Source organism: Vannielia sp. ABF1_015 (genome assembly GCF_056160745.1).
Window position 1 is genome coordinate 121,214 of record NZ_JBSWXT010000004.1, and the last position, 13,605, is coordinate 134,818.

The following is a 13,605-nucleotide window of genomic DNA, read 5'->3' on the forward strand; positions in this document are numbered from 1 at the left end:
GCAAGCGTGCGGCGACTTCGCGGCAAAGCCTCGCTGCGGCTGGCGCTCGGGCTTTCGGCTCTGTTGATCCTGTTTTCGCTCGGCGCAATGGCTCTGCAATACCGGGCCACAGCCGCCGAGCTGGACCGGCGCGAACGCAGCCTTCTGGCGGCCGATCTCGCCGGTCTTGCGGCGCTCTATGACCAGCGCCGGATCATCGCGCTGCGTCAGGCGATGGAATTCCGCTCCGCCGCCGCGCCGGAAACCGGGATGCTCTATCTGCTGGAGGGCAAGGACGGCACACGGCTGGCCGGCAATATCGAGGCTCTGCCCGAAGGTGTAACCCCCATCCCCGGCGAGATAGACGCCACCGCCCCCGTTACCTTCACGCTCTCCGGCACGAATTACCTTGGCGTTGCCCGCGAATTGCGCGGAGGCTTCCCCATGCTCGTCGCCCGCTCCCGCGCGCCCACCGAGGCCGCACTGGCCGCGACGCGGGCACAGATTTTCGCCACCGCACTTGTGCTCATCGCCCTCTCGCTCGCCGCGGGCTGGCTGGCGTCCCGCTTCATCATGCGCCGGATCGACCGCCTTAATCGTCTCGCGGATCAGGTTGCAGCGGGCGATCTTTCGGCCCGCCTCCCCGGCCCCCGCGCCGACGATGAGTTTGGCGCGCTGGAGCGGCATATTCACACCATGCTCGACCGGATCAGCCACCTCACCCGTGCCCATGGCCGCCTGTCCGACACAATCGCTCACGAGCTGCGCACGCCGCTCAACCGCATTCAGGGCAAGCTCGACAAGCTGGAGGGCGACCCGGAGGCCGTTGCCGCCGTCTCGTCAGAAATCAGGGGCACCGTGCGCATTTTCGACAGCCTGCTCGAAATCTCATCCGCCGAGGCCGCAAGCGGTGGCGGCACCGGGCTGGTGCCAGTGTCTCTCAGCAAGATCACCCGGGAGGTGGCAGAGCTTTATGAGCCGCTCGCCGAGGAGAAGTCGCTGGACTATGGCGCGGTGATCGAGTCGGGCTGTCAGGTGCTGGGGGACCGCAACCTGATTGCACAGCTGCTCTCCAACCTCGTCGACAATGCCATCAAGTTTTGCCGCGAGGGCGATGCAATCACCATTTCGCTGGAGGAAACTGCAGAGCGGCACATCCTCAGCATTTCAGACACCGGGCCGGGCGTGCCCGCCGAAGAGCGCGAGGCGGTGTTTGAACGGTTCGCCCGCGCTGAGCGTGATCGCGAGGTGGCGGGCCACGGGCTGGGGCTCGCGCTGGTGCGGGCCATCGCCACGCGGCATGGGGCCAAGCTGACGGTGCTGGAAGCCGAAAAGGGCTTCGCGATCCAGATCACCTTCCCGAAGCTATACAACGACCTCGGCTGAAGCGCGTCAGCCAAGCCGCGCCAATATCTCCGATGCCGCCTCACCGGGGCTGCGCTCGCCCCCTGCCACAGCCGCGCCCAGCTCCCGCATCCGCGCGGCCAGTGCCTTGTCATCCGTCAAACGGCGCAGCAGCCCGTGGCGCACCTCTTCCTCAAACCAGTGCCGCGCCTGCTCGGCCCGGGTGCGCGCCCACGCCCCCTGCTCCCGCCGCCACGCCACGAGGGCCTCCATCTCCGCCCAGGCCTCCTCCAACCCAGTGCCCTCGACGGCAGAGACCAGCAGCGCCTTGGGAAATCCCTCCGGATCCTGCGGGCGCTTGCGCAGCAGCCGCAGAGCCCCGGCATAATCGGCACAGGTGCGGCGGGCGACGTCTCTCAACGGGCCGTCCGCCTTGTTAACCAGCAGAATGTCGGCAATCTCCATGATCCCGCGCTTGACGCCCTGTAGCTCGTCGCCCCCGGCAGGCGCCAGCAGCAAGAGGAATAGGTCCACCATCCCGGCCACCATCGTCTCCGACTGGCCCACGCCCACCGTTTCTACCAGCACCACGTCAAACCCCGCGCCCTCGCAAAGCGCCACGGCCTCGCGGGAGCGGCGGGCCACGCCGCCAAGCTGGCTTTGGCTGGGCGAAGGGCGGATAAAGGCATCGGGATGGCGCGAAAGCTGCTCCATCCGGGTCTTGTCCCCCAAGATCGAACCACCCGAGCGGGCCGAAGACGGGTCTACTGCCAGCACCGCCACCTTCAGTCCGTGCTCCACCAGAAACAGGCCGAAGGCTTCGATAAAGGTGCTCTTTCCAACGCCGGGCGTGCCGGAAAGGCCGATCCGAAGCGCCTGCCGCCCGCCCTGCCCCACCTCGGCCACCAGCTCTGCCGCCGCCTCGCGATGATCGGCCCGCGCGCTCTCCACCAGCGTGATCGCCCGGGCCAGCGCCCGTCGCTCGCCTGCCTTCACACGCTCTGCCAGATCGCCGATGTCCACGCCGCCGCCCTCTCGTTTTGCCATGGTTTGCCCCGGCGCGGCGGGCTATGTCCAGCCCATGCAGAAGGTTGACGACCCCTTTGCCCCACAGCTGCCGATCGAAGAAGCGCTGCCCGATCTGCTCGACGCCCTGCGGACAAACGGCATGGCCGTGCTTCAGGCACCGCCCGGCGCGGGCAAAACCACCGGCGTTCCCGTGGCCCTCTGGGAGGCGGGCATGGCCGGGGCTGGCCGGATCCTCCTGCTGGAGCCCCGCCGCCTTGCAGCCCGCAGCGCGGCTGAGCGGCTGGCGCAAACACTTGGCACGAGCCTCGGCGAGGGCGTGGGCTACCGGATGCGCGGCGAGGCCAAGGTGAGCCGGGCCACCCGCATCGAGGTGGTGACAGAGGGCATTCTCACCCGAATGATCCAGTCCGACCCAGAGCTTTCGGGCGTGTCCACGGTGATCTTCGACGAATTTCACGAACGCTCCCTGCAGGCCGACCTCGGCCTTGCGCTGGCGCTGGAGGCTCGCGAGGCACTGCGGCCCGATCTGCAACTGCTCGTCATGTCAGCCACGCTCGACGCCGCGCCCGTGGCCGCGCTGATGGGCGATGCGCCGGTGATCACAAGCCAAGGCCGCAGTTTTCCGGTTGAGGAGCACTGGGCCGACACGCCGCTGCCTGCAGGGGCCCGGCTGGAAGGCCCGATGGCCGAGCTGATCGCACGCGCCATGGGAGAAACCACGGGCGACATGCTGGCCTTCCTGCCCGGCGAAGGCGAAATCCGCCGCCTAACCTCCGCGCTCCGCCTGCCGGAAACCGTCGCGGTCATGCCGCTCTATGGCGCTTTGCCGTTTGCCGAGCAACGCGCGGTCATGCGGCCGCTTCGAACAGGGGGCAAGCAAACCCGCAAACTGGTGCTCGCAACCTCCATCGCCGAAACCTCCCTGACCATCCCCGGCATTCGCACGGTGGTCGACTCCGGCCGCGCCCGGCGGGCACGGTTCGATCCGGGCACAGGCATGTCATGCCTCGTGACCGAACCGGTCAGCCGGGCCGAGGCGACCCAGCGGGCGGGCCGCGCGGGGCGGGTCGAAGAGGGGCGGGTCTATCGCCTGTGGACAAAGGGCGGCCACGGCGCGCTGCCCGCCTTCCCGCCCGCCGAGATCGAGGCGGCAGACCTCACCGGTCTGGCGCTTGAGCTGGCCCTATGGGGCGGCGGCGATGGCTTGCTGTTTCTGACCCCGCCGCCCGAGGGGGCCATGGCCTCGGCAGGGCGCTTGCTGGAAGACCTTGGCGCGCTGTCGGGCGGCCGGATCACCGCCCATGGCAAGGCGCTCTGCGCCCTGCCCGTTCATCCCCGCCTCGGCCATATGCTCGCCCTCGCAGGCCCCGGCGCCGCACCACTCGCCGCCCTGCTCAACGAGCGCGACCCAATGCGCAGTACGGGGGCCGATCTCTCCAAGCGGCTGAGAGCGTTGCAAAACCCCGGCTCTGCGCCAGATACCGCGCGGGGCGCGTTGAAACGCATCTCGCAGGAGGCCAAGCGCCTTGCCCGGCTTGCAGGCCCCGCCTCTGATCTCTCAGACGCCCAAGCCCTTGCCCTCGCCTACCCCGACCGCATCGGCATGCGCCGCCCCGGCGATGCACCGCGCTTTCTGCTCTCGGGCGGACGGGGGGCGCAACTTTGGGCGGAGGATGATCTGGCCGGCCAACGCCTCATTGTGGTGGCCGATATCGAGGGCGAAGGGCGCGATGCCCGCATCCGCCTCGCCCTGCCGATCAGCGAAAGCGAACTGCGGGACACGCCCGGCATCACGCCCGAATGGCAAGACCTGGCTGAATGGTCGAAGCGCGAGCGCCGGGTGGTGGCGCGGCGTCAGGAGCGGCTGGGCGCGCTGGTGCTGGATGACCGGCACTGGAAGGACGCCCCCGATGAGGCCCTCGCCGCCGCCGCGCTCGACGGGGTGCGCGACCTCGGGCTGCCGATCAGCAACAAGGCCCGCCGCCTGCTGGCCCGCATTGCGCTCCTGCCCGAACTGCCCGACTGCTCCGAAGAGGCCCTGCTGGCCGAAGCTGAACATTGGCTGCTGCCCTACCTCGGCCCAATCCGCACCGCCGCCGATATCGCCGCATTCGACATTACGGAGCCGCTCAAAGCCCGCATTGGCTGGGACGGGATGCAAAGGCTCGACCGCGCCGCACCCCCCAGTTTTACCACGCCGCTCGGGCGGGCCATTCCAATCGACTACTCCGGCGAGGCCCCCGAAATCTCGCTGCGCCTGCAGGAGATGTTCGGCAAAACCACCCACCCCACCGTCGCGGGCCAGCCCCTGCGCGTCACCCTGCTGTCCCCAGCAGGCCGCCCTGTGCAAACCACCATGGATATCCCCGGCTTCTGGTCCACTTCCTACGCAGATGTGCGCAAAGACATGCGGGGCCGTTACCCCAAGCACCCCTGGCCCGAAGACCCAAAAGTGGCCGACCCCACCCTGCGGGCCAAACCGCGCAAATGATTGCGTGCAGCCCCACACCGCCGTAAACCGCCGCAATGCCCCGTTACGCTCTGAAAATTGAATATAACGGCGCCCCCTTCTCGGGGTGGCAGCGACAGGCCGCGCTGGCCTCGGTTCAGGGCGCTGTGGAGGCGGCACTTGCCAAGCTGGAGCCGGGCCCGCATACGATTGCCGCGGCGGGGCGCACCGACACTGGCGTACACGCGCTGGGGCAGGTCGCCCATTGCGATATGGAGCGAGAGTGGCAGCCCTTTCGGCTTTCCGAAGCCCTGAACTACCACCTCAAGCCCGATCCGGTGTGCGTGGTGGCCTGCGCCCGGGTGGCGGACGACTGGCACGCGCGGTTCACGGCCGAGGCCCGGCACTATCTTTTTCGCCTCGTGGTGCGCCGCGCCCCGCTCACCCATGACGCGGGGTTGGCGTGGCGGGTGATGCAACCGTTGGATCTATCTGCCATGCGGGCCGGGGCCGCGCACCTGCTGGGGCAGCATGATTTTACCACCTTTCGGGCCTCGGAATGTCAGGCAAAATCACCTGTCAAAACCCTCGACCAACTCGACATCGAAGAGCTGGCCTATCCCGGTGGACACGAGTTTCGATTTTCGCTTTCGGCGCGCAGCTTTTTGCACAATCAGGTGCGCAGCTTCGTCGGCACGCTGGAGCGGGTTGGCGCGGGAGCATGGTCCCCGGAAGATGTGAAATCCGCGCTTGAGGCGAAGGATCGTGCTGCCTGCGGTCCCGTCTGCCCGCCCTACGGGCTTTATCTGAGCCACGTCGACTACCCGGAAGATCCCTTCATCTAGGCCAGCGCCCACCCTGGGCCCCTGTCACAGTCTTGAAGGCTTCAGCCGCGCCACATCATACCCGGCCCACCGCAGAATTTCCTCTGCTGCCTTGCGCCGATCTGCGCCGATCTCGCCCCGGTCAAGCACCACTGCGAACTCGCCCGATGGGGTGCCGATAACCAGCGTGCGATAATCCGCATCCACCCAGAGCACCCACCACGGTTGCGCCAATGCGCCATCAAGCCCCTTCGGCGCGAGCCGCCCCGGCCCGGCGGGCACCAGCAGCGCTGTGCCTGCACCGCTCACCATCTTCACCCCCCCGCCATCGGGGGCAAAACCGGCGCGGCAGATCAGGCAGGCGCCATCTTCGCGGAAGGAGGCCACCTCGCGCCACTCCCCCTGCAACCGGGCTGCATCAAACAGCGCGATAGAGCTGATGGGGGCCGTGGTATCGCGGTAGGCTTGGGGCGCAGGCGCGGCCATGCAGCCCGCCAGCAAAAGCGCCGGGATCACTCGGTGCATATGTTTACCACACGGCCACTTTCCAGCGCATCGTAGCAGCCAAAGAGAGGGGTCGCCGGGGCGCAGGTGCGGGACTTGGCAAAGCACAGCCCTTCGCAATCCGAGCTGTCATCGCAGCGTTTGTTGGCATCGCGCGTCGGTCGGACACAGGTAAAGGTGCCGCCCTCGCCCCGCTGGACAAACCGGCCCTTGGATTTGGTGCATTGCGCCGCCTGCCCGGTCAGCGCGGCGGGCACGGGCGGAGGCTCGGGAGCCTGATAGATCTCGTCTGGGAGTTCCGGTGCCGAAGGTTTTTCCTCAGCAGCTTCGGCCTTCGCTTCATCGGCCTGCGGCAGCAGATCATCATCCGCATCGGGCGTGCGCGCCGGGGCTGGAGGCTCCAGATCCGGCGAGCGCGGGGCGGCGGAATTGGCCGCCTTTGCGGCTTTCGCAGCCTCGCTGCCCGGGCGCGGCTTGGGGCGCGGGTCGTCCGGCCCGGCCTCGGCGGCCTCGGCGCTGCTCTCAGAGGATGCGCCAGATCCGCCCGGCAGCTGGCAGCCGCCGAGCGCCAAGCAAAGCGCCAGCCCCATCGCGCCAATCCACACCTTTCGCACCACGCAAAGCCTCCTCACATCTGGCCGGGAGACTGCCAGATATGCGCTGAAAGTCCAGCGCGAACCGCTAGATATGGGGGGCTGACGTCAAAGTGATCCTCAATACGGCAGGGGATGGGCACGGTATATCTCGGCAATCGCCTCGCGTAGCGCCTCGGTGAGCGTAAACCCCGTGCCAGCAAGGATGTGCTGCAACTGCGCCATCGTCGTTGCGCCAAAGATCACCGACCCCATGAAGGGCCGCTCTGCCGCCCAGGCCAGCGCCATATGCACCGGGTCCACCCCATGCTCGCGCGCCAAGGCCACATAGGCGTCGGTCGCGGCTTCGGCCCGCGCGGTGATCCGCCCGCCCAGATCGCCGTTGATCGACGCGCGGCTGCCATCGGGCCGTGCACCGCCCTCGTATTTGCTGGTGAGCAACCCGGCGGCCAGCGGTGAGTAAGCCAGCAGCGACACCTCCTCCTGATGCGACATCTCGGCCATATCGGTGTCGTACATCCGGCAAAGCAGGCTGTATTCGTTCTGCACCGTTTCCATCCGGGGGCCGCCAAGCTCTGCGGCCAGCTGGTTCCAGCGGGTCATGCCCCAAGCGCTCTCGTTCGATGTGCCGAAGTGGCGCACCTTGCCCGCATCGCGCAGACGGCCCATCTCGGCCATGACCTCTTCCATATTGGCACGGGTGGCGGCGCGGTCCTGCTGTTCGGGGGCGAAGGACCAATGCTGGCGGAAGTGATACGAGCCGCGCTGGGGCCAGTGAAGTTGGTAGAGATCAATCACATCGACCTGAAGCCTCCGCAGCGAGCTATCGACCGCCTCACGCAGGGTCGCAGCTGTAATACCCCTTTCGTCGCGGGCCAGCTTGCTCGGCCCCACGATCTTGGTGGCAATCACCACGTCGCTCCCGCGGCCCGACTTTGCCACCCAATTGCCGATGATCTCCTCGGTGCGCCCCACCGTCTCGGCCTTCGCCGGGTTCACCGGGTACATCTCGGCGGTGTCGAGAAAGTTCAGCCCCGCCTCCAGTGCCGCATCAATCTGGGCATGGCCCTCCGCCTCGGAGGTCTGGTTGCCGAAGGTCATCGTGCCGAGGCACCAGATCGGCACCTCAAGGTCGCTCTTGCCGAGCCTTTGCATTTTCATCTGAAGATCGTCCCTTGCCGTCTGAAGTCGCCGTGCACCCTAGTGCCCCAGGACGGAGGGGCAAGCCAGAACCTTGGCGCTCAGGAGCCGTTTTCGACGGGTTTGATCGGCGTATCCTGCAAGTTGGCGTCGCGCAGCGGGCGGGCCCGGAGGGGCCATGCGTAGGTTAGCCATATCACGGCGAGGCCAAGCAGGCTTCCTGCGCAATAGGCGGGGATCAGCCAAAGCCAGTGGGGTGAGGCAAGGTGCGAGACAAGGCCTACGGTTCCAAAGCCGAACACCAGAAGGATGGCTAGGTTGAGGAACTGCACTTCGAACTCCCGGTCAAATGATGGCGCAAAACTTTGCATGGCTCTCACTAACACTTGGTTACGGCAGGGCGGGCTTCGGGTACCTTATTGACTGAAATTACTGAGAAACTAGGCAATCCTACGACGGTTTTTTGTATTCCCAAAGGCTTCTATCCGCCGCACCGCAGCAAAAGATACCTCCTTCCCGCGCACAATACCGCACCTCACCTTGGCTCTCGCAACTGTGGCCAAGACCAAAAGAACCCGGTAGGCTCAAAGCAGATGTCCAACGAATCCGACACCTTGCGTCACCGCCTGATCGTCTTTTCCGATCTGGACGGCACCCTTCTCGACCATGAAACCTACAGCTTTTCTGCAGCGCAGAGCGCGTTGCAGGCGCTGAAGAGAAAAAACGTGGCATTGGTGCTGGCAAGCAGCAAAACCTCGCATGAGATGCAATCGCTGGCACAAGATTTGCCGCCTGACGTACCCGCCCTGATCGTAGAGAATGGCGCAGGCGTGGTTTGGCGCGGGCAGGATGCCGCGCCCAGCACCCGCCATGCGGCACTGATGGAGGCGTTGAACGCCCTGACCCCCGCGCTTCGGAACGGTTTTGTAGGCTTCACCGATTGGGGGCCGGAAGGTGTGGCGCGGGAAACCGGGCTGCCGCCCGAGCAAGCCGCTTTGGCCGCCCAGCGCGAGTTTTCCGAGCCGGGCCTTTGGCGAGGCGATGCGGCGCAACGCGAGGCGTTTGTTGCGGCCCTCGCCGAGGCGGGCATCACCGCGCGTCAGGGGGGGCGCTATCTGACCCTCTCCTTCGGTGCCGACAAGGCCGACAGGATGCGCGAGGTGGTCGACAGGATCGCACCGCAGGCCACTGTGATGGCGCTTGGCGATGCGCCAAATGACATAGGGATGCTGGAGGCCGCCGATACCGGCATCATCATCGCCAACCCACATGGCGCGGGAATTGATACACTGCCGGGCGAATCCAGCGGTAAAATCCGGCGCACCACAGTTTCCGGCCCCGCGGGATGGAACGAAGCGGTGCTTGAAATGATTGACAAGATGGCCACTCACAGGCCGCGGGACTGACCGCACAGAAGACCAGAGCAAACCACAAGGAGCCCGAAGATTGGCCGATTTTCATCAGAGCGGAAGCGTCGCCACCCTGCACAACCTGCGCACGCTCGACACGGCGGCCATGGCCCGCGAGCTGGAAACCATCGCCGTCACCCGCAAAATCGTGCTGGTGCTGCCCTCCCTCTTTTCCGAGTTGGAGGGCGATGCGCTGCCTGCCATCCTCGACGAGCTCTCCAAGGTGCGCTTTGTCAGCCGGATCATCATCGGGCTAGACCGCGCCGACGAGGCACAATACCGCGCCGCCAAGAAGTTCTTTGCACGCCTCCCGCAAGAACATGCGGTGCTCTGGAATGACGGGCCAAGGCTGACCGCGATTGACGAGCGGCTACAGGCGCTCAACCTCTCGCCTCAGGAGCCGGGCAAAGGCCGCAACGTGTGGTTTTGCATGGGCTATGCTCTGGCGCAGGCCGACAGCGCGGTGATCGCTCTGCACGATTGCGATATTCTCACCTACGACGCCGGCATGCTGGCTCGGCTGATCTACCCGGTGGCCAACCCCAACTTTCCCTACCAGCTCTGCAAGGGCTTCTACCCGCGCATTGCCGACGGCAAGCTGAATGGCCGGGTGAGCCGCCTGCTGGTGAGCCCGATGCTGGTGGCGCTGAAGAAGGTCATCGGCGATCACGACTACCTCGACTACCTGCGCGGCTTCCGCTACCCGCTCGCAGGCGAATTTGCCATGCGCACCGGCATCCTGCCCGATATGCGCATCCCCTCCGACTGGGGGCTGGAGATTGGCGTGCTCTCGGAAGCCTGGCGCAACCTCAGCCCCAAGGCGGTGTGCCAGGCCGAAATCTCCGACCGCTATGACCACAAGCACCAGCCGGTCAGCGAGGATGACAAGACAAAGGGCCTCAGCCGCATGTCGATCGACATCTGCAAAGCGCTCTATCGCAAACTGGCCGCCGATGGCACGGTGTTTACCCCCAACATGTTCCGCTCGCTGAAGGCCACCTACTACCGGACCGCGCTCGACATGATCGAGATCTATGCCCACGACGCATGGATGAACGGGCTTTCGGTGGACCGGCACAAGGAAGAGACGACAGTGGAGCTCTTTGCCTCCAACATCGTCGAGGCCGGGCAGATCTTTTTGGAAAACCCGATGGAAACGCCCTTCATCCCCAACTGGAGCCGCGTCCACTCCGCCGATCCCGACCTGATGCGCGACATGGCGGCAGCTATCCGCGAAGACAACGCGGAGTTTGCCGCGAGCTAACCCGCTCTCGGTGGCCTCGCTGCGCTCGGCGGGCGGGGCCTCTTCATCTGCGCTTCATCGGCCTGAGGGTGCGCTGCAGCGCCTGCCCCTCTCCGATCGCGTTTCAGTTGACCGGTTTTGTCAATTCTCGCTCGATCTGTGCGCCAGGAGTCTTCGGTTCGCCGCCCACCCACTGGCCGAACACCGCCGCCAGCGTGCCCAACAGCACAAACACCGCGGCACAGACAGACATGATGATCGTCTTATCGCTTTCCTGTTTCACATCGTGACCCCGCTAGCCATCCTCAAATGCACTGGAGCCAGAGCAACCTGCCCATATTGCGGACAGTTCATGGCACCGCCATGCACACCCGCCCCTAGTGCCTGTTTGAGATCCACCGGCACTGGTAGGGGGCCAGCTCGATTTCGCCGCGCGCGGCATCAATGATCTCTTCCGAAAGCAGGTCGATCCAGTTCTCGCCGCCAATCAGGTTGATCGAGAACACCGGCAGGGTGATCGTCTCATCCGTCAGGTTGTGGATTGCAAAGATCGACTGGGAGCGGTCGAGGCTTTGCCGCCAGACGCCAAAAATCCCCTCGCCGAGTTGCAACGTGAACTGCGTGGCATTGGGGTGAAAGGCGGGCTGACGCGTGCGGATGCTGATCCGGCGTTTGAGCCGCGACAGAACCTGCGCATGGATCGTCTCCGGATCGTCCAGCGCCTTTCGCAGCGTCGGATAGTGCCAGCGGTGACGGTTGATCGCGCGGTTCACACCGGTCTTTTCCACGCCTTCGTGGTCATTCGGCGTGGCCAGCAGGGAGTGGATGTAAAAGGCCGGAATCCCCTCAAGCGAAAGCACAATCGTCTGGCTGCACAGGAAGCGCATGATCTGATGCGCGTCCGGCCCGTTTACCGTGCCCTTCAGCGCCTCGAAATACGTGATGTTCAGCTCATAGGGCTTTTCGCCGCCCCCCGGCAGCGTGCGCATGGAGAGCAGCCCGCCATTGGCCTTCACCGCGCCGATGACATCCTCGATATCCTCCTCCGAAAGCAGGCCTTCCGCCGGGCGCATCCCGATGCCGTCATGGCTGGCAGTAAAGTTGAGGTAGGCGCAGCCCAGTTGGGCGGGGGGCATGGCCATGAGCCATTGGTTGAGGGCGCGGCTCGACCCGGTGAGCAAGGCATGCAGCACCAGTGGCGGCAGCGAGAAGTTGTAGATCGCATGCGCCTCGTTACGGTTGCCGAAATAGCTGAGGTTCTCGGCATTGGGCACATTGGTTTCGGTCAGCAGGATCACCGGTTCGACAGCATAGTCGAACAGCAGCCGCATCAGCCGCACGATGGCGTGGGTTTGCGGCAGGTGGATACAGTTGGTGCCGATTTCCTTCCAAAGGAAGGCCACCGCATCGAGGCGGATCACCCGCACCCCATTGTCGATATGCAGGCGGATGATGCGCAGGAATTCCAGCAGCACCTCGGGGTTGGCGAAGTTCAGGTCCACCTGATCGTGCGAGAAGGTGCACCACACATGCTTTGGCCCGTCCGCTGTTTGCACCTCGCGCAGCAGCGACGAGGTGCGCGGGCGCACCACCTGGCTCAGGTCATCCTCGGGCGAGGCCTCGAAGAAGAACTTGTCGTAGGGTTCGTGCCCCTGAAGGTAATCATGGAACCACTTGGAAAAGCTGGAGACATGATTGAGCACCAGGTCCGACATCAGCTTGAACTCTTCAGCGATGCGCTGAATGTCGGGCCAGTCGCCAACCTGCGGGTTCACCGCGCGGTAATCGACCACCGCAAAACCGTCATCGGAGGTGAAGGGGAAGAAGGGCAGGATATGAACCCCCGAGATCACCCCCTGCAGGTAATGGGTAAGAAAGTCGCGCAGCAGATCGAGCGGCTTGTGATGCCCGTCCACGAGGCTGTTGGCATAGGTGATAACGAGGGTATCCGCCTCGCTCCACAGGTTGTTGCCCGCCGTGCGCGCCCGCGAGCGGGCATGGCTGCCCTCCGGCCAGAACGCCTCTTGCACCGCGGCGGCCAGCGCCTCGCAATCATGCTCAGGATAGATCTGTTCCAGCAGTGTCGCTGTCTTGGATTTGACTGAAGGAGTCGGTTTTTGCATCAGGGGGTCCGGGCTGGAGGCATCGATTCAGGTAAAGCATCAAAGCCAAAGCGCTTTCAAGGCAGGGGCGGGCTGCAAGTGATGCAGAGGGTAAAACTGCCTGTTTGGTGGGCAAACCTTGTCTCAATGGCCGGTTGCGGTGAGGAGACGGTCGATCAGCCCGTGATACCCGGCGCCAAAAAGCCGGGCGTGCACGATGGCGGGCCAAAGCTGATAAATCGCGCGGCGCATTGTGGCGCCGGGCGGCAGCGGGCCGTAGCCCTCGGCAAAGGCAGGGCCAGGCGTGGAGAAGAGGTGCAGCATGGCAATATCAACCTCGCCGTCACCGTAATAACTGGCCGGGTCGATAAGGGCGGCGAGCCGCCCGTTTCGGGCAAGGATGTTGCCCGCCCAGAGGTCGCCATGCAGCAGCGAGGTGGCCTGCGCAGGCAGATGTTCGGGGAGTTCAACGGCGAGGTTGCGCAGCCGTGCGGCAAGGGCTGGCGGCAGTTGTTGGCTATGCGCAAGGAAGCGGCGCTTGGCCCAAAAGGCAGGCCACGTGGGCTCCGGCGTGTTGTCGATATCCAGCGTTGCAAAGGCATAGGGCTCGGGCCAGCCATTGCCTGCGGCCTTGCAGTCATGCACCCGCCGCAGCGCCCGCCCCAGATCACCCCAGCCCTCGGACCCAAGCCCGCCGCTGCCCGCCACATGGCCGAGAACCAATGCCCTGCCGCAAACTGCCAGAACCTCCGGCACCGGCGCCCCGGCACGCGCCAGTTCCGTCAGCATCCGGGCCTCGGCCTCCGGAGAAGGGCCGGATTTTGCCACCACTTTGCGACCATCGCCGAGGTGCAGCAGCAGCACCTCACTGAGGTCGCCTCCATGCAGCGGCTCGACCTGCGGAGAACGGGCCCCGAGAAGCGCGGCGGCGGTTTGGGCGAGGTCTTTTTGCGGGCTCATGCAGGCACGGTCGCCCGAATGGCCGCGAC

The 13,605-nt window shown here is 65.4% G+C and carries 13 protein-coding genes; 5 read left to right on the forward strand and 8 right to left on the reverse strand.

Annotated elements, in window-relative coordinates:
- Positions 1-6 precede the first annotated feature (6 nt).
- Positions 7-1,365 (forward strand): sensor histidine kinase, encoded by a 1,359-nt coding sequence (locus ACXAG6_RS19735; protein WP_475339646.1) that lies wholly within the window; start codon positions 7-9, stop codon positions 1,363-1,365.
- Between the two features lie 6 nt (positions 1,366-1,371).
- On the opposite strand, the gene meaB is transcribed toward ACXAG6_RS19735, so the two are convergent.
- Positions 1,372-2,346, reverse strand: a complete 975-nt coding sequence (gene meaB / locus ACXAG6_RS19740) for a methylmalonyl Co-A mutase-associated GTPase MeaB (RefSeq protein ID WP_475339746.1) — start codon at positions 2,344-2,346, stop codon at positions 1,372-1,374.
- A gap of 58 nt (positions 2,347-2,404) precedes the next feature.
- On the opposite strand from meaB, the gene hrpB reads away from it, so the two are divergent.
- Together hrpB and truA are read left to right on the forward strand one after the other, a co-directional pair.
- Positions 2,405-4,843: an ATP-dependent helicase HrpB gene (gene hrpB, locus ACXAG6_RS19745; RefSeq protein ID WP_475339747.1), complete on the forward strand. Its 2,439-nt coding sequence runs from the start codon at positions 2,405-2,407 to the stop codon at positions 4,841-4,843.
- Positions 4,844-4,878: 35 nt separating this feature from the next.
- Entirely contained in the window at positions 4,879-5,646 is a 768-nt protein-coding gene (truA, locus tag ACXAG6_RS19750) for a tRNA pseudouridine(38-40) synthase TruA (RefSeq protein ID WP_475339647.1), read from the forward strand.
- 24 nt (positions 5,647-5,670) lie between these two features.
- Here truA and ACXAG6_RS19755 read toward each other — a convergent pair whose 3' ends face one another.
- From ACXAG6_RS19755 to ACXAG6_RS19770, 4 genes are all read right to left on the reverse strand, one after another.
- Positions 5,671-6,150: a lipocalin family protein gene (locus ACXAG6_RS19755; RefSeq protein WP_475339648.1), complete on the reverse strand. Its 480-nt coding sequence runs from the start codon at positions 6,148-6,150 to the stop codon at positions 5,671-5,673.
- A complete protein-coding gene (locus ACXAG6_RS19760; protein ID WP_475339649.1) occupies positions 6,138-6,746 on the reverse strand; it encodes a hypothetical protein in 609 nt (202 codons plus the stop codon). The genes ACXAG6_RS19755 and ACXAG6_RS19760 overlap by 13 nt, the downstream gene beginning before the upstream one ends.
- Positions 6,747-6,842: 96 nt before the next feature.
- Positions 6,843-7,883, reverse strand: coding sequence for an aldo/keto reductase (locus ACXAG6_RS19765; protein ID WP_475339650.1), 1,041 nt, complete (start codon positions 7,881-7,883; stop codon positions 6,843-6,845).
- Between the two features lie 80 nt (positions 7,884-7,963).
- Positions 7,964-8,194: a hypothetical protein gene (locus ACXAG6_RS19770; RefSeq protein WP_475339652.1), complete on the reverse strand. Its 231-nt coding sequence runs from the start codon at positions 8,192-8,194 to the stop codon at positions 7,964-7,966.
- Positions 8,195-8,455: 261 nt separating this feature from the next.
- On the opposite strand from ACXAG6_RS19770, the gene ACXAG6_RS19775 reads away from it, so the two are divergent.
- On the forward strand, positions 8,456-9,268 hold the full coding sequence (locus ACXAG6_RS19775) for an HAD-IIB family hydrolase (protein WP_475339653.1): 813 nt from the start codon (positions 8,456-8,458) through the stop codon (positions 9,266-9,268).
- A 40-nt stretch (positions 9,269-9,308) separates the two neighbouring features.
- Positions 9,309-10,535 carry a glycosyltransferase family protein gene (locus tag ACXAG6_RS19780; protein ID WP_475339654.1) on the forward strand — a complete coding sequence of 409 codons (1,227 nt, stop codon included), beginning with the start codon at positions 9,309-9,311 and terminating at the stop codon, positions 10,533-10,535.
- 103 nt (positions 10,536-10,638) lie between these two features.
- Here ACXAG6_RS19780 and ACXAG6_RS19785 read toward each other — a convergent pair whose 3' ends face one another.
- The 3 genes from ACXAG6_RS19785 to ACXAG6_RS19795 form a co-directional block, all read right to left on the reverse strand.
- A complete protein-coding gene (locus tag ACXAG6_RS19785) occupies positions 10,639-10,797 on the reverse strand; it encodes a hypothetical protein (RefSeq protein ID WP_475339655.1) in 159 nt (52 codons plus the stop codon).
- Between the two features lie 94 nt (positions 10,798-10,891).
- Positions 10,892-12,637: a sugar phosphorylase gene (locus ACXAG6_RS19790; RefSeq protein ID WP_475339657.1), complete on the reverse strand. Its 1,746-nt coding sequence runs from the start codon at positions 12,635-12,637 to the stop codon at positions 10,892-10,894.
- 123 nt (positions 12,638-12,760) lie between these two features.
- Entirely contained in the window at positions 12,761-13,576 is an 816-nt protein-coding gene (locus ACXAG6_RS19795) for a fructosamine kinase family protein (protein WP_475339658.1), read from the reverse strand.
- Positions 13,577-13,605: the final 29 nt, after the last annotated feature.